The following is a 16668-nucleotide window of genomic DNA, read 5'->3' as shown; positions in this document are numbered from 1 at the left end:
TAATGAAAGGTGGGGCGTTAATCGCACTGCCTTTTTTATTGCCATTATTATCTGAATTTGGGTCAATATTTATCGTTGAGACTAAAACTAGTATTTCCAAAACTTAGGTGCAAATAGCACTGCCACTGTAATTATTTCAAGTCGGCCTAATAACATCCCAAAGGCTAAAGCCCATTTGGCAATATCCGGTAAGCTAGAAAAGTTTCCTGCAGGGCCGATTACTGGCCCCAAGCCAGGCCCTACATTAGTCACAGCAGTGACTGCGCCAGTAATACTCGTCACTGCGTCTAAACCAGTTAGCACCAAGATGATTGTCAGTAAAAGAATCACCAGCAGGAACAACATAATGAACGCCATAATCGAGCGAATAATATCGTTATCAATGGTGCGATTGTTATAGCGTTTTTTAATGACGGCTTGTGGGTGAAATTGCTGTGTCAGTTGTTGGTACATGACCTTGATTGAGATCTGAAAACGAAAAATTTTTATTCCGCCAGAAGTTGAGCCTGAGCAACTGCCTACAAACATCAGAAACAAAAATGTCAGGCTCGCGAATGCTCCCCATGCTTGATAATCCGTTAGACCATATCCCGTTGTCGTTACCACTGAAACCACATTGAAACTAGAAAGCCTCAATGCATCGAGGTAATTCATATCGGACTTAAGCCATAACCAAGTCCCAAGGCTAATAGAGACAAACATAATAAACTTGATGAAGCCTTTCACCTGCTCATCATTCCACACTTTAAATGACCGCTGCTGAATAGCTTGGACAAACATTAATAAAGGTAAGCCACCAGCGGCCATAAACAATACGCCGACCCAGTGAGCTGCGGGTGTAAATGCCGACATTGAGCTGTCGGATGTTGAATATCCACCGGTTGAAAGGGTGGTCATGGCGTGATTAATGGCTTCAAACCAGTGCATTCCTGATATGTGATAAGCCAAAGCACAAATGATGGTAAGTAACACATAGACTTTGAATAGTTGTTTAGCCATATGTTGGGTACGAGGGGTCGTTTTATCTCCCCAGTCGGAAGATTCGGTGCGAAACAAGCGCATACCACCAACATTAAGAAAGGGTAAAATCGCCACCGCCATTACGATAAAGCCAATGCCACCAAGCCATTGTAATAATGAACGCCAAATTAAGATGCTGTGGTCCATGTCGTCGAGACCCGATAATACAGTAGAGCCAGTTGTGGTGATCCCAGACATGGTTTCAAAAAAGGCATCGGTATAATTAATACCGTGGTAAAGCGTAAAGGGCAGTGCAGCAAATAAACTGACAATTAACCAAGTTATTGTGGTTAAAAAAAACATGTCACGGATATTGAGTTTTACTTTCTTTGTGTGGCCAGCCTGAATACATAAAATGGCGACTAATCCGGAAAATAAACCGGACATCATAAAGTCGCCAATGGTTTCTTCGTGGTAAAAAAGTGCAAACCCCATTGGCACCAGCATAAAAGCGGTGAGAATAGACAAGAATATGCCAACAACAAACAGCAGCGGCTTTAAATTCAGCATGGGTTGTTAGAAGAAAAACGCACTCGGTTGGAATAGCTTTTCTACATCCCCAATGAACTTCTTGTTCACTAAGAATAGAATCACATGATCTCCTTCTTCAATAATGGTTTTATCGTGTCCCATGATCACTTCATCATTTCGCACGATGGCACCAATAGTCGTTCCTGGTGGCAGTTTAATATCGCTAATTTGCTTACCCACTACCTTAGAGGTGGATGAGTTACCATGGGCAATGGCTTCAATTGCTTCGGCTGCACCACGTCGTAATGAATAAACATTACAGATATCGCCTTGGCGAATGTGGGTTAATAATGCCGAGATGGTGGTTTGTTGTGGAGAGATAGCAATATCAATATTCGCTTCTTGAACTATATCGACATAGGCTTCACGCTGAATAAGCACCATGACTTTTTTAGCACCCATGCGCTTTGCCAGCAGTGCAGACATGATATTGGCTTCATCATCATTGGTAACTGCAATAAATACGTCAGTTTGATCTATGTGCTCTTCAAGTAATAATTCTTGGTCTGAAGCGTCACCATTAAATACGGTGCAATTTTCTAGCTTTTCAGACAAGCTTTCTGCGCGCTCTAAGCTGTGTTCAATCAGTTTGACGGAATGATTTTTTTGCAGACGCTTAGCCAAACCAAAGCCAATATTACCCCCGCCGGCAATCATGATATTACGGTATGAGTTATCCAGTTTTTGCATTTCACTCATTACCGCGCGAACGTGACGCGTGTCAGCAACGAAGAAGACTTCATCGTCGGCTTCGATGATGGTCGTGCCTCTCGGCATAATGGCTTTGCCTTTTCGGAAAATAGCCGCCACTCGAGTATCAATATTTGGCATATGCTCGCGTAAAGCAGCGAGGGCATTCCCGACTAAAGGGCCCCCATAATAGGCTTTTACAGCGACTAGGCTGAGTTTACCTCTAGCGAATTGCAGTACTTGTAATGCGCCAGGGTATTGCACTAATCGTTCAATGTAAGATGTTACTAGTTGCTCTGGTGCAATCAATTCATCAATAACAAAACCACCACGAGTTTTGCCATCGCTGCTTTTCACTTCGGTATTGATGAAGAGTTTTTCTTGCAGATCTAAATAGGCTTCAGAGCGAATACGCGCAATTTTAGTTGGAGTACCAAATAAACTATAGGCAATATGACAAGCAGCCATATTACATTCGTCACTATTGGTAACAGCAATGAGCATGTCAGCATCTTCAGCGCCGGCTTTTTTTAAGGTACTAGGATGTGCGCCGTGGCCAATAACCGTTTGCAAGTCGAACTTATCTTGTAAATATTTAACTCGCGTTCGGTCATTATCAACCAGAGTGATATCGTTGTTCTCGCCTACAAGATTTTCAGCGAGAGTACCGCCCACTTGTCCTGCGCCTAAAATAATAATCTTCATTACTGTGCTGGTATCCCTGCTATAACACGCTTAGGCCGCTTTTATTAAACGGGCGTAATAAAAGCCATCCATATTGTTTTGACCAGGTAGGATTTGCCATCCAATATCATCAGCAGACGATTGCTGCGCAATCGGTGCTAGTGTCGCATCTGGAGTACGTTGTAAAAACTGTTCAATTTGCTGACTGTTTTCTTGTGGCAAAATAGAGCAGGTGGCATATAACATCGTGCCGCCAGGCTTGAGCCACTTCCAGCAATGATCAATGATTTGTTGCTGCAGTAGAGCTAGCTCTTCAATATCGCTGTTTTTGCGTAACCATTTAATATCGGGGTGGCGACGGATAACACCTGTTGCCGAGCAAGGTGCATCTAATAAGATACGGTCAAACTTATCACCTTGCCACCAACTATCAATATCTGCTGCATCACCATGAATAACTTGCGCTTTTAAATTTAATCTGTCCAGATTTTGTTGCACACGCTCTAAACGTTTTGCATCAAAATCCACAGCAACCATAGAGATACTCGGTTCACATTCAATGGTGTGACAAGTTTTACCGCCGGGAGCGGCGCAAGCATCCAGAACTAGCTCATCTGCTTGAGGCGTTAATAACGTCGCGGCCCATTGTGCGGCGCCATCTTGTACAGATGCAGAACCTTCTGCAAAACCAGGTAATTGCATCACATCTTTTGGTGACGACAACAGAATGGCATCATCACTGTCACCAGCACTGGCTTCAATTTCTTGTTCAGCAAGAAGGGTTAAATATTCGTCGCGAGTTTGAGATAGTTGATTGTTGCGAAGCCACATAGGAGGGCGTTGATGACTTTGCTCAATAATATCTGCCCAACTTTCTGGGTAGGCACTTTTCAAGCGTTTAATAAACCACGCAGGTGTATTGTATTTTAAGGTATCGTTGTCAGTGTTTAATGGCGCTTCTTTACGCTGAATATTACGTAAAACACCATTAACGACTTTCACTAAGCCATCAAACTTCATTTGACGACAGGCTTCTGCCGTTTCTGAAATCGCAGCATGGGCAGGAATACGGGTAAAATATAATTGATAGCAACCAACTAAAAGTAGCTGATGCAGTATTCTTTGCTTGGCTTTAAAAGGTTTACTGAGGCAATCACTGACACACTTATCTAATTGCGGTAATTGACGCATAACGCCATAACAAAGCTCTGCTAATAAAGCTTTGTCTTTTCCATTCGTTAAGTGTTGCTGTTGATCTGGCAGGGCAACGGATAACGAAACACCTTTTTCTAAGACATTAAAAATGGCTTTTGCTGCAAGGGCTCTAACATTCATTAAGCTTGTGCCTCTTTTGATTCATCCGCGCTAATAAAACATGTGCCTTCAACAAACCACTCAGCGCGAGAATTTAAAATATCAGCCACAGGCATTTGTTTCTTCCCAGGAACTTGCATAACTTGCAATTGTAGAGCGCCATTGCCTGTTGCTACAGTGATACCATGCTTATTGCTTTCAATGATCGTACCTGGTGCAGCACTCGTTTGCTCGGCTGAGTAACTGGCTTGCCATACCTTGATGGTATTACCTTGCAGTGGAAAGTGACTGGCTGGCCAAGGATTAAAAGCACGAACTTCTTGCCAGAGCTGTTTAGCATCTTTACGCCAATCTATTTGCGCTTCTTCTTTAGAGAGTTTTTCGGCGTAATTAGCAAGAGCTTCGTCTTGCTTCTCTGGTGTGATTGAACCATCACTAATACCGACTAACGCTTCGATAAGCGCTGCTGGACCTTGCTCAGCGAGTTTGCTGTAAAGACTGGCAGAAGTATCTGTATCTTCAATTTTTAATGATGTCTTTAATAGCATGTCACCAGTATCTAAACCGATATCCATTTGCATGATAGTCACACCAGTTTCATTATCGCCAGCCCATAACGCTCGTTGAATAGGCGCAGCGCCGCGCCATCGAGGTAAAATAGAGCCATGGACATTAATACAACCTAAGCGTGGGGTATCTAATACTATCTTTGGCAAGATCAACCCGTAAGCCACAACCACCATAATATCGGCATTTAAAGCGGCAAGCTCAGCTTGAGCTTCTTCTTTACGCAGAGATGCTGGTTGGTAAACGGGAATATCATTGGCAACAGCTAACTGTTTCACCGGACTTGCTTGTAACTTCTTCCCTCGACCTGCAGGTCTATCTGGTTGTGAGTAAACAGCAACCACATTATGTTCTGATTCGATCAGGGCTTGCAGATGTAAAGCTGCAAAGTCAGGTGTACCAGCAAAGATAATATTTAACGGTTTCAAATGGAGTCCTATGCTTCTTTAGCTTCTAAACGTGCTTCTTTCTCAAGCTTTTTCTTAATGCGGTCACGCTTCATTTTTGATAAATAATCAACGAAAAGCTTACCTTGTAAGTGATCCATTTCATGCTGAATACAAATGGCGAACAAGTCATCTGCTTCAACAGTGAACTCTTCACCATGACGATCCAAGGCTTTGAAAGTGACAAACTCAGAACGGTCAACCTTAGCGTATACACCTGGTACCGATAAGCAGCCTTCTTCATTTGTGAAGTCACCACTCTTGGCAATGATTTCTGGGTTGATAAAAATTGTTGGACGTTCAACATCATCTTGCAGGTCCATCACAATTAATTGTTGATGAAAATCTACTTGAGTTGCTGCTAAACCAATGCCTTTTTCTTCGTACATTGTTTCTAACATGTTATCAATTTGGGTTTGTAGTCCTTCACCAAAATCGGTTACTGGCTTGGCTACAGTACGTAATCTTTCATCTGGAAAGCGTAAAACTTTTAATAATGGCATATATAAACTCTTAACAAGTCTGTCAAATTTCAGCCAGTTAGCTATACTGGCTTAGATAATGGGTTAATTTTAATCCTTACTGACCATCAATAACAGCAAAAGCTCTAATAAAGAGCTAAACACATGGAATGAACCATGAAACGGATATTTTTACTCGCGTTTTTGACACTAAGTACACTGTTAGTTAATGCAGATACTTTAACATTAAAATCAGGTCACCCTGATTCTTATATCGTTAAGAAAGGCGATACCCTCTGGGATATCTCTGCTTTTTTCTTAGACGATCCTTGGCATTGGCCTAAATTATGGGGCGCAAATCCACAGATTGCTAACCCGCATCTCATTTATCCAGGTGATAGATTAACGCTTGTTTTTATCGATGGCGAACCACGCTTGGTATTAAAGCAGCATATCAAAAAAGGACCTGAAGGGCGTATTAGTGATAAAGGTGGTCCAATTCCAGCGATTGATCTTGCTTTGATTCAACCTTATTTAGTCCAAAACCGTATTGTTGACCCAGAGTGGGTTGAAGGTTTGCCGATGATTTTAGATGGTGAAAGGAATTCTCGTCACCATGTGGTCAATGATGTGGTTTATATTAATGCCAATTTGCCAGTCGGAGAAAAGCTCGCTATTTATCAAGAAGGTCGTGAGTTCTTAGATAAAGAAACCAATGATAGCTTAGGGCAAGAAATTATTTTAACGGCAAGTGGTCGTGTGACTCAGTCAGGTGAAATATCTAAAGTTCAATTATTGAGCAGTTTTCGTGAGTCAAAGGCAGGCTTTAGAGTCGCACCCGTTGAAGATGAAGCGTTGATGTCAGCTTACTTTATTCCTAAAGCTGCACCGGAAACGGTTCCCGCTAATGTGATAGCGATTGAAAAAGACATTCGCGAAGTCGGTAAACTGGATATTGTTTATTTAGATAAAGGTGAACAGGACAATATTGAAACGGGACATGTATTTGCGATATATCGTAACGGTGAGCAGATTGTCATTAACGGCGACGGCTTACCTGTATCAACACTTGAACGAAGTGCTTATGACCGTATGAAAGCGAAAGTGTCAGATGATGATGTATTCATGATGCCTGATACTTATCATGGAAAATTAATGGTCTTTAAAGTTTTTGAAAAGACCAGCATGGCTATCATTGTTGCTAATGAGCGTCCTGTGCGTGTTGATGATAAATTAATTACCCCTAAAAGCACTGACTTAAGAGGCGAGTAAATATCTGAAAAACTGGTCGATTGGCTAGTTGTTTGTGCAGTATCCGGGCTAGGACCCGCCCGGATTCAACAATTATTAACTCAAATGGATGTTGAGGAATTACGACAGCGTTTAGAGTTTGAAAAGCAGTCTTTGCCGTTATCGGCAAAGCTGTTATCTCAATGTCAGATAGATTTTGACAAAGTTGATACAGCGCTTGAGTGGCAACAGCAGTCCTCACAACACCACATACTTTGCTTTTCTGATCCCGAATATCCAGCTTTACTAAAACAAATATCCGATCCGCCTTCAATATTGTTCGTAAAAGGCCAACTAGAAAGTTTGTTACTGCCATCCATTGGTATGGTGGGCAGTCGAAATGCATCTGTCGGTGGTTTGAGCACGGCTAATACCTTAGCGGCTGAACTAGTACAATTAGGTTTCTCGATTACCAGTGGTATGGCGACAGGGATTGATGGCGCTGCGCATAAAGCGACATTAGGCAATAATGGAGTGACGATTGCAGTGTTAGGTACTGGAGTCGATTGTATCTATCCCAAAAGACACAGTAATTTATATCAGCAGATTCAACAGTCGGGCTGTGTTGTGAGTGAATACTGGCCTCAAATAGGTCCATTTGCAGGCAACTTTCCGAAGCGCAATCGAATAATAAGCGGTTTATCTCTCGGCAGTATTGTGGTCGAAGCAACACGTAAAAGTGGATCATTAATCACTGCAAGATTAGCCATGGAGCAAAACCGCGAAGTGTTTGCTGTGCCTGGTTCAGTTGCTGGTGGCTATCATCAAGGGTGTCATGATTTGTTAAAGAATGGGGCGAAATTAGTGGAATGTGCAGCCGATGTTGTTGAAGAATTGTCCACAATGACAAGCTTTCACCTTGAAGATGTCGCTAATCGTCACCATATAGAAGATAATACAACAAATTTGCCATTTTCTGCGCTGTTAGCTAGTGTAGGTTATGAGACTACCAGTATTGATATGGTGGTCGAGCATAGCGGGAAGTCGATAGATCTGGTGTTAGTAGAAATGCTTGAACTTGAATTACAGGGCTGGGTTGCGCAAGTGCCTGGTGGTTACGTCAGACTAGAGAGGAGATAACCATATGTTTGATATCCTCATGTATCTTTTTGAGAACTATGTTCATAGTGAAGTTGAGCTATTAGTTGACGAAGATGAGCTTACCAAAGAGTTAACCCGTGCGGGCTTTCACCAAGCTGACATTTTAAAAGCCTTATCGTGGCTAGAACGTTTAGCAGATTTACAAGAAAGTGATAAACCTTACTTGTGTAATCATGCGCAGCAATCATTTCGAATTTATACCAAAGACGAGATGGCGAAATTGGATGTTGAAAGCCGAGGTTTTATTTTATTCCTCGAGCAAATCCAAGTGCTGACAGTGGAAACTCGTGAAATGGTCATTGACCGCGTCATGGCGTTAGATGAAACCTCCCTAATCTTGGAAGATTTAAAATGGGTGGTGTTGATGGTGCTGTTTAATGTGCCAGGCAACGAATCAGCTTATGAACAAATGGAAGATCTTATTTTTGAGCAGCCTGATGGCCGTTTACATTCATAAGATTGGTTGTTTGTGATGAAGTGATTAAAAAGGAGGCTAGGCCTCCTTTTTTGATCTTCTTGTTTGCTACTATATTTTTATACCAATTATATCCTTTACTACCCATGAAGGCTGAAACCAGTTTTCACCTTAAATGTGAATCGAGAGCCAGATGTCTAAAATAGATGAGCAGTTATTTACCGTGCACGAACACGCTTTAGAAAAAGAGTTTGAGCTCTGCCCTAAGTGTGGCTGCGAGTTGTCGGTTAAAAACAGTAAGCATGGTGGCTTCATTGGTTGTAATAATTATCCCACTTGTGACTTTACCAGGCCCTTAGTGCAGCATGAGTCAATAGAGACTCAAGTAATAGAAGGCTCAGAATGTCCCGATTGTGGTAATGAGTTAGCGGTTAAGTCTGGACGTTTTGGTATTTTTATTGGTTGCACAAATTACCCTGAGTGTACCCATATTGAAAAGCACGATCATGATGCAGAAGCTGAAATAATACCCTGCCCACATTGTAAAAAAGGTCATTTAGAGTCTCGCACGAGTCGTTACGGCAAAACCTTCTTTGCTTGTAATTGTTACCCTAAGTGCAAATACTTAGTGAATTACCCACCTCATAACGAAACATGCCCTGAATGTGATTTTGGTATTCTTGTTGAGCGTAAAGGCGCGGCGGGGAGTCGCTTAGAGTGTCCTCAAAAATCCTGTAAATATAAACGTCCGCTTTAAGCTTATGACTAAATAGCTGGTATATCAGTATTTGTTCATATCCGTATAGTCTGTATAATTTGCCATTAATTTAAGAAGGTTAAAGGGAAAATCATGCAGCTGTTGCAACCATCTGAAGTCGGCAAGGTGTTTGTTGAAGGGGGCGTTATTGCTTACCCTACAGAGGCGGTTTATGGCCTCGGGTGTGATCCTGATAATCTTTCTGCTATCCAAAAGTTGCTGGATATAAAACAACGACCTTGGCAAAAGGGCTTGATCCTTGTGGCCAGTGATTACCAGCAACTCAAGCCTTACATCGATGAAGCTCAACTAACAGAGGCTCAACTGGCTTTTGCATTCAGCAAATGGCCGGGTCCTTATACGTTTGTTATGCCAATTAAAGCGGGTGTTAGTAAGTTGCTTTGTGGTGAGTTTGATTCAATTGCGGTACGCATCTCTGCCCATCCTGTGGTGAGAGCCCTTTGCGATAGCGTGAATAAACCTTTTGTTTCAAGTAGTGCTAACTTAGCAGGTCAAAATCCTGCCATGTCAGCAAGTGAAATTGAACAGACTTTTTCTGCTGACGTTAATGCCCTCGTACTCGGTGAGTTAGGAGCTCAACGTCAGCCTTCAACAATTATCGACGCCCGCAGCGGTAAAGTGCTGCGCAATGGACAATAAGGATTTTGATATGGCAATACCTGATGCCTCAGTAGTTAAGCAATATTTGTTAGCGCTTCAAGCAAGCATTTGTGAAGGTTTAGAAACGCTTGATGAAAAAGCTAAGTTTCAAGCTGAGTCGTGGGAACGTGCTGAAGGCGGTGGTGGCACTAGTAGGGTATTAACCAACGGGCAAGTATTTGAGCAAGCTGGGGTGAACTTTTCCCATGTAATGGGAGCAGCAATGCCAGCATCTGCTACAGCGCACCGTCCTGAACTTGCAGGTAGAAGTTTTGAAGCCATGGGCGTGTCATTAGTGATCCACCCTAAAAACCCATTCATTCCGACCACTCACGCCAATGTACGCTTTTTTATTGCTCGTAAAGAGGGCGCTGATCCTGTGTGGTGGTTTGGTGGTGGCTTTGATTTAACCCCTTATTATCCTTTTGAAGAAGACGTTGTCTCATGGCATCAAACTGCGGCTGACATTTGTGCGCCATTTGGCGAAGAAGTCTATCCAAAATATAAAAAGTGGTGTGATGAATACTTCTTTTTACCACACCGTAATGAAACTCGCGGCGTCGGTGGTTTATTCTTCGATGACCTTAATGAGCACGGATTTGAGAAAAGCTTTGAATTTATGCAAGCGGTAGGTAGCGGTTTCTTAACCGCATATTCGCCAATTGTAGAGCGTAACAAAGACCTTGAATACAACGATGATGAACGTCAGTTCCAGTTATACCGTCGTGGACGTTATGTTGAGTTCAACTTGGTTTATGACCGAGGCACTTTGTTCGGTCTACAAACAGGAGGGCGCACCGAATCTATTTTGATGTCGATGCCGCCTTTGGTACGCTGGGAATATGGTTTTACGCCCGAAGAAGATTCTCAAGAGGCAGAGTTATACGATCGCTACCTGAAACCACAAGATTGGTTACAGTTAGATAACGAGTCTTTGTAGGGGCTAAAACAATAGCTGTACTAAGTAAATGATGTCTATGCCATCATCTTTGTACGCTGGGAATATGGTTTTACGCCCAAAGAAGATTCTCAAGAGGCAGAGTTATACGATCGCTACCTGAAACCACAAGATTGGTTACAGTTAGATAACGAGTCTCTGTAGGGGCTAAGATGATAGCTGTACTAAGTAAATGATGTCTATGCCATCATCATTTGTACGCTGGGAATATGGTTTTACGCCCGAAGAAGACTCTCAAGAGGCAGAGTTATACGAGCGCTACCTGAAACCACAAGATTGGTTAAACCTCGAGAGTTAATCTTTATTTCGCATATTATTGGCAAGCGTTGAAATGGCCTGAAATATCACTTGTTGATGTTCAGGCTTTTTTATTGTCTGGATAATAGCTTGTTCCATGCAGATGAGCCATTGATCGACCATCGCTTGGTCAATCGCAAAATGCATGTGTCTAGCACGTAATGCTGGATGGCCATACTTTTGCTGATATAACTGTGGTCCGCCTAACCAGCCACTTAAAAATTCAAATAACTTTTGCTCAGAGTCCGCAATAGGCGCTCGATGAATAGCAAGTAGCGATTCTGTGTCGGTACGATGCTGCATTTGCTGATAAAACTGCTTTGCTAGTAATCGAATCGTTTCCTCACCACCTATTAAATCATATGCGTTGGATTGTGTAGTATCACGATCATCACTTGATATGCTGCTTTGTTGTCTAGAACTAAATAGTTTTTTTAACCAATTCATGATGATTACGCTAAGTAAGGCTAATTTGATGATGAATTATAACGACATTTTATCTAAGTATGTAATAAGGAAAGCTCATCACTGTCGTATTTCTTAATTGTTAATGTTTTGCTACAAATCATTTCAGAGTGTTACTTTATTTACGTTAACAACTTAGTTAAATTAGGCACAACAATAATAAAAGGGAGTACAAAGCAATGGCCAAATTTGCGCCGTCATTAGTAGTAATTGCTGTATCAACGGCACTGTTAGGGTGTAATCAAACTCAACAGCAAGATCCTCAAGTGACAATTAATAAAAATCCCTATCCTAGTACTTATCAAGTATTACCTCGTACAACGACCTTACTCACCAATGCAACAGTATTAACAGGCACTGGCGAAAAAATAGAGCAAGCGGATGTGTTGATGGTCGATGGCAAAATTAAAGCCGTTGGTGCTCAACTTTCTGCAGAGTTAGTCAAAGGTGCCACAGTTGTTGATGCAACAGATAAGTGGATCACTCCTGGTATTATCGATGTGCATTCTCACCTTGGTGTTTACCCGAGCCCTAGCGCCGATGCGCATAGTGACGGCAATGAAGTGACCAACCCTAATACCGCAGAGGTCTGGGCCGAGCACAGTGTCTGGCCGCAAGATCCAGCTTTTAACCGAGCAAGGGAAGGTGGCGTGACTACGTTACAAATTCTCCCTGGTTCTGCAAATTTAATTGGTGGACGTGGCGTTACCTTGAAAAATGCACCATCAACAACAATGCAGGGTATGAAATTTCCCGATGCGCCTTATGGCTTAAAAATGGCTTGTGGCGAAAACCCTAAAGGGGCTTATGGAAGAGGACAAAAAGTTGCACCAATGACGCGTATGGGCAATATGGCTGGTTATCGCCAAGCCTTTATAGAAGCGACAGAGTATAAGCGTGCATGGGATAAGTATGATGCGGATTATGCTGCTGGATTAAATCCAGAAGTCCCTCAACGTGATTTAACCAATGACACTTTAAAAGGGGTGTTAGAAGGCGAAATACTGATCCATAACCATTGTTACAAAGCTGAAGAAATGGCAATGATGGTGGATTTAGGTAAAGAATTTAATTACCACTCAGGCACGTTCCACCATGCCATTGAAGGTTACAAGATTGCTGAGCTATTGGCTGAAAATGGTAACTGCGCAGCGATGTGGCCAGATTGGTGGGGTTTTAAAATGGAAGCGAATGACATGGTGATTGAAAATGTCGCAATGGTCGATGCCGTGAAGAATTCCTGTGCCGTAGTTCATTCTGACTCTAGCACCACTATTCAACGTTTAAACCAAGAAACAGCTAAGATCATGCATAGTGCTAATCAGCACGGTTTTGAGCTAACCGAAGAACATGTCATCAGCTGGATCACTTCGAATGCAGCCAAGTCTTTAGGTATTGCAGATAAAACCGGTTCACTTGAAGCGGGTAAAAATGCCGATGTTGTCATTTGGAACAGTAATCCATTCAGTGTTTACGCTAAGGCTGAACAAGTATTCATTGATGGCGCCAAAGTGTTTGATCGCCAAGATGATAAGTACCAAGCGAAAAGTGATTTTATGTTAGGTCAAAAATAAGGAGCAAGACATTGAAAAAATTTAAAAAATCATTAGTTGCCATCTCAATGCTTGCGGGCTTAGTACCGTCACTATCACAAGCTGAAACGATTGCAGTTACTAACGCGAAGATCTATACCTCAACAGACAAAGGCGTGCTGACCAACGCATCTGTTATCGTCGAAGACGGTAAGATCGTTGCCGTAAATCCAGAGTTGGTCAATGCAGATATTATCATTGACGCCAAAGGTGGAGTCTTAACTCCTGGCTTTATTGGCGCAATGAATTCATTGGGGTTAGTTGAAGTGGGTCAAGAAAAAATGACGCGTGATACTAACGACAAAGCAGCGGATATGACTTTTGATCCTAGCCTTGCATTTAACCCTAAAAGTACAGCAATTCCTTTTGCTAGAAAAGGCGGCTTAACCCGCAGTATTGTTGCACCTGGTGGCGGCGAGACAATTTTTTCAGGTCAAACCATTGAGGTTGAATTAACTGGAGATTGGGATAGCATTGTTGCCACAGAGCAAGCCTTGTTCGTGGCTTTAGGTGCGAAACACGATGGTTCCCGAATTATCGGTATGCAGAATCTAATTAATAAATTAGATGAACGTCAAAAAGCATTAACTAAGGCGGCAACGAAGAAAGCTGATAAAGAGGCCGATAAGGCTCCAACTAAAGAAGAATTGATTTTGAATGCCGTTCTGAGTGGTGAGAAGCCTTTAATCGCTTATGCAGATCGTGCCAGCGATATTTTGCAACTCATTAAACTTAAGCAACGCTTTAAGCTTGATTTAGTGTTGTTGGAAGCTGCCGACGCTGTGGTGGTTGCAGATCAACTCGCTCAAGCAGGTATCCCTGTGGTGATGGATGCCATGCGTAATTTACCTGAAAGTTTTGACTCTTTGAATAATTCACTGGATAACGCAGGGAAATTAAGTAAAGCTGGCGTCCAAGTCGTGTTAGCTGTACCAGGTGATGCCCATGGCGTATATGGTTTGCGCTATAGTGCCGGCAATGCCGTTGCCAATGGGATGAAGTATGACGATGCAATGGCGTCGATTACGTCAAACGTAGCAGATACTTTTCACCTTGATGCTGGACGCATAGCCGTTGGCAAGCCCGCTGATATGGTGTTGTGGAGTGGCGATCCGTTTGAATACAGTAGTCACATTCAAAAGATGTGGATTAACGGTGAAGAGCAAAGCACTGAAAGTCGCCATGATGAGCTGCGTGACCGCTATATGACACAATCCAGTATGCCTAAGGCTTACACTAAGTAACTTTTAATATTAGTAATTTGCAATATTAGTAACTTAATATCAATGCAATAAACGAAGAGAGAATATTGATGACCGATAAGTATGCAGTATTTGGCAACCCAATCGCACAGAGTAAGTCGCCATATATCCATACTGAGTTTGCTAAACAAACTCAGCAAGTAATCACTTACCAAGCGATACTTGCACCGGTAGATCAATTCTCTCAATCGTTAATGGCATTTTTCACTGCTGGTGGTAAAGGGGCGAATGTCACCGCTCCTTTTAAAGAGCAAGCTTATGCGGCGTGTGATGAATTAAGTGAATTAGCAAAACTTGCAGGTGCCGTTAACACTCTTATCTATTTACCAGATGGACGAATACGCGGTGATAATACTGACGGCGTGGGTCTTGTCGCTGATATTAAGCAGCACTTTGGTTGTATATCGAATAAGCGTTTATTGTTAGTTGGGGCTGGTGGCGCAGCAAGAGGCTGTATTAAGCCATTACTAGAAGCTGGGGCCAAAGTAACAATATGCAATCGTACGTTTAGCAAAGCGCAAAACCTTGCTGAGATTTTTAATGAGTTTGGTGAAGTGCAAGCTAGACCCATTGATGGGTTAGATGCACCATTCGATATGATAATTAATTCAACATCGGCAGGATTAGCAGGAGAGCTTATTAGTCTCCCACAGAGTATTATCAGCCCTAAAACTCAATGTTATGACATGTCATACGGCGCAGAAATGACATTATTTAATCAATGGGCATTATCAAAAGGCGCTGTTGAAGTCGCCGATGGCTTAGGCATGTTAGTTGGGCAAGCAGCGCAAAGCTTTAATATTTGGCGGGGCGTTATGCCAACGACTCAAGCTGTACACGACACCTTGAGAGCACAATTGGTATAAGGGCGTTCGCATGAACCAAAGTATTATTTTTACCGATATTGTCGAATGGGATGAAGCATTAAAACAAGTTTACTTAATTGTACAAGTTCAAGGAGTGAATGTTAGCTGCTTCATTAAACCTGCGATTATAGAGAAGTTGACATCAACAACTATCAAAAATGGAACAGAAGCAATAGTTGCCTTTGAGCAAGTCAGATTTGATATAGAGGATTTAGCAGAGGCACTCATCGAATCAGAGTCGTTCGATGAGCACGGACACATATATATCGAATAGTCTCGGCTTATATGTGCCAAATTTATAAAGATGGGTTTAGCTAGACTGTTGAAGGTCCACTAAATACTCATTCTTTAAACGCACATAGTTATCTGCAGATTGAGGTAAAAAAGCGATTTCTTTATCAGTTAAAGGTCTCACTTGTTTACAAGGACTCCCCATATAGAGAAACCCGCTTTGTAATACCTTACCAGGAGGGACAAGTGAGCCTGCACCAAGTATCACATCGTCCTCTAAGATAGCCCCGTCTAAAATGATCGCGCCCATGCCGACTAAAACACGATTACCAACAGTACAACCATGAAGCATAGCTTTGTGACCAATAGTGACATCATCACCAATCAATAAAGGGTTACCTTCTGGGTTAGAAGGTGATTTACGAGTAACGTGAAGAATAGACCCATCTTGTACATTACTACGTTTACCGATACGGATTATATTAACATCAGCTCTCGCTGCAACCATTGGCCAAATACTGGCATCATGATCTAAAGCAATATCACCTACTATTACAGCAGCACTATCTACATAGACATTATCAGCTAATTGAGGATGGATCCCCTGATAAGAACGAATTGAGCTAAACATATAAAATCCCTGATTTGTTTAATTAGCCTCAGTATAAAGCCTAAAAGTGCTCTTTTGTTGTTAAAAAAGCATAAAAAATAGCTGATTAGTTTAAATTCTCAGCAAGCAAACGCGGAAAGTGAATTTTCTTTAAAAAAGCCCTTGCGGTGTTTCAGAATCTGCCTATAATGCGCATCCACTGACACGGCAACAGGCCAATAGGCTCAACGTATCAGAGTTAATTAAGACGGTTTCAAACCTCATAATTAACAGGCAGAAAAGAGTTTTTAAATTAGTTTAAAAAACGCTTGACGCCAACAGCGGGAAGTGTAGAATACGCCTCCTCAAGCCAATGACCTAGCGTCTAACGGCGATATCTGAAAAATTGATATCACGCTCTTTAACAATCAAACAAGTAAATCTGTGTGGACACTCACAGGTGTTGAGTTAA

17 protein-coding genes and 1 pseudogene are annotated in these 16668 nt (G+C 42.1%); 11 read left to right on the top strand and 7 right to left on the bottom strand.

What is annotated here, in order from left to right:
* Positions 1 to 87 precede the first annotated feature (87 nt).
* Genes BCU84_RS16095 through def form a run of 5 tightly spaced genes read right to left on the bottom strand, consistent with a single transcriptional unit; the run spans position 88 to position 5755 of the window.
* Positions 88 to 1530: a TrkH family potassium uptake protein gene (locus BCU84_RS16095; protein WP_102529096.1), complete on the bottom strand. Its 1443-nt coding sequence runs from the start codon at positions 1528 to 1530 to the stop codon at positions 88 to 90.
* A 6-nt stretch (positions 1531 to 1536) separates the two neighbouring features.
* A complete protein-coding gene (trkA, locus tag BCU84_RS16090; protein WP_102529095.1) occupies positions 1537 to 2946 on the bottom strand; it encodes a Trk system potassium transporter TrkA in 1410 nt (469 codons plus the stop codon).
* Between the two features lie 30 nt (positions 2947 to 2976).
* Complete coding sequence (gene rsmB, locus BCU84_RS16085; protein ID WP_102529094.1) at positions 2977 to 4260, bottom strand: 16S rRNA (cytosine(967)-C(5))-methyltransferase RsmB; 1284 nt, start codon at positions 4258 to 4260, stop codon at positions 2977 to 2979.
* Positions 4260 to 5234 carry a methionyl-tRNA formyltransferase gene (gene fmt / locus BCU84_RS16080; protein WP_102529093.1) on the bottom strand — a complete coding sequence of 325 codons (975 nt, stop codon included), beginning with the start codon at positions 5232 to 5234 and terminating at the stop codon, positions 4260 to 4262. The genes rsmB and fmt overlap by 1 nt, the downstream gene beginning before the upstream one ends.
* A gap of 8 nt (positions 5235 to 5242) precedes the next feature.
* Positions 5243 to 5755 (bottom strand): peptide deformylase, encoded by a 513-nt coding sequence (gene def / locus BCU84_RS16075; RefSeq protein ID WP_102529092.1) that lies wholly within the window; start codon positions 5753 to 5755, stop codon positions 5243 to 5245.
* Between the two features lie 135 nt (positions 5756 to 5890).
* On the opposite strand from def, the gene BCU84_RS16070 reads away from it, so the two are divergent.
* From BCU84_RS16070 to BCU84_RS16040, 7 genes and pseudogenes are all read left to right on the top strand, one after another.
* Positions 5891 to 6985 (top strand): LysM domain-containing protein, encoded by a 1095-nt coding sequence (locus tag BCU84_RS16070; RefSeq protein ID WP_102529091.1) that lies wholly within the window; start codon positions 5891 to 5893, stop codon positions 6983 to 6985.
* Positions 6986 to 7069: 84 nt separating this feature from the next.
* Complete coding sequence (gene dprA / locus BCU84_RS16065) at positions 7070 to 8083, top strand: DNA-processing protein DprA (RefSeq protein ID WP_102529090.1); 1014 nt, start codon at positions 7070 to 7072, stop codon at positions 8081 to 8083.
* Positions 8084 to 8087: 4 nt separating this feature from the next.
* Entirely contained in the window at positions 8088 to 8561 is a 474-nt protein-coding gene (locus BCU84_RS16060; RefSeq protein WP_102529089.1) for a DUF494 family protein, read from the top strand.
* Between the two features lie 151 nt (positions 8562 to 8712).
* The gene (locus BCU84_RS16055; protein WP_102529088.1) at positions 8713 to 9276 is read left to right on the top strand and encodes a topoisomerase DNA-binding C4 zinc finger domain-containing protein; all 564 of its coding nucleotides are present in this window, start codon (positions 8713 to 8715) and stop codon (positions 9274 to 9276) included.
* Positions 9277 to 9369: 93 nt separating this feature from the next.
* Positions 9370 to 9936, top strand: coding sequence for an L-threonylcarbamoyladenylate synthase (locus tag BCU84_RS16050; protein ID WP_102529087.1), 567 nt, complete (start codon positions 9370 to 9372; stop codon positions 9934 to 9936).
* A gap of 10 nt (positions 9937 to 9946) precedes the next feature.
* Positions 9947 to 10876, top strand: coding sequence for an oxygen-dependent coproporphyrinogen oxidase (hemF, locus tag BCU84_RS16045; protein ID WP_102529160.1), 930 nt, complete (start codon positions 9947 to 9949; stop codon positions 10874 to 10876).
* A 190-nt stretch (positions 10877 to 11066) separates the two neighbouring features.
* Positions 11067 to 11192, top strand: a pseudogene (locus BCU84_RS16040) (coproporphyrinogen III oxidase); the annotation flags it as partial.
* On the opposite strand, the gene BCU84_RS16035 reads toward BCU84_RS16040, so the two are convergent.
* Entirely contained in the window at positions 11189 to 11638 is a 450-nt protein-coding gene (locus tag BCU84_RS16035) for a group II truncated hemoglobin (RefSeq protein WP_102529086.1), read from the bottom strand. The pseudogene BCU84_RS16040 and the gene BCU84_RS16035 overlap by 4 nt on opposite strands.
* A gap of 197 nt (positions 11639 to 11835) precedes the next feature.
* Between BCU84_RS16035 and BCU84_RS16030 the strand changes: the two genes are divergently transcribed.
* The 4 genes from BCU84_RS16030 (at position 11836) to BCU84_RS16015 (ending at position 15650) form a co-directional block, all read left to right on the top strand.
* Positions 11836 to 13230 carry an amidohydrolase gene (locus BCU84_RS16030; protein WP_102529085.1) on the top strand — a complete coding sequence of 465 codons (1395 nt, stop codon included), beginning with the start codon at positions 11836 to 11838 and terminating at the stop codon, positions 13228 to 13230.
* An 11-nt stretch (positions 13231 to 13241) separates the two neighbouring features.
* The gene (locus BCU84_RS16025) at positions 13242 to 14492 is read left to right on the top strand and encodes an amidohydrolase family protein (protein WP_102529084.1); all 1251 of its coding nucleotides are present in this window, start codon (positions 13242 to 13244) and stop codon (positions 14490 to 14492) included.
* 68 nt (positions 14493 to 14560) lie between these two features.
* Positions 14561 to 15376, top strand: a complete 816-nt coding sequence (aroE, locus tag BCU84_RS16020; RefSeq protein ID WP_102529083.1) for a shikimate dehydrogenase — start codon at positions 14561 to 14563, stop codon at positions 15374 to 15376.
* 10 nt (positions 15377 to 15386) lie between these two features.
* Positions 15387 to 15650, top strand: a complete 264-nt coding sequence (locus BCU84_RS16015) for a DUF1488 domain-containing protein (RefSeq protein WP_102529082.1) — start codon at positions 15387 to 15389, stop codon at positions 15648 to 15650.
* Between the two features lie 36 nt (positions 15651 to 15686).
* On the opposite strand, the gene BCU84_RS16010 is transcribed toward BCU84_RS16015, so the two are convergent.
* On the bottom strand, positions 15687 to 16238 hold the full coding sequence (locus tag BCU84_RS16010) for a gamma carbonic anhydrase family protein (RefSeq protein WP_102529081.1): 552 nt from the start codon (positions 16236 to 16238) through the stop codon (positions 15687 to 15689).
* Positions 16239 to 16668: the final 430 nt, after the last annotated feature.

Source organism: Shewanella sp. 10N.286.51.B7 (assembly GCF_002873615.1).
Classification (GTDB): Bacteria; Pseudomonadota; Gammaproteobacteria; order Enterobacterales; family Shewanellaceae; genus Shewanella; species Shewanella electrodiphila.
Note: the sequence above shows the minus strand (reverse complement) of the source record. Positions and strands in the feature narration are given on the sequence as shown.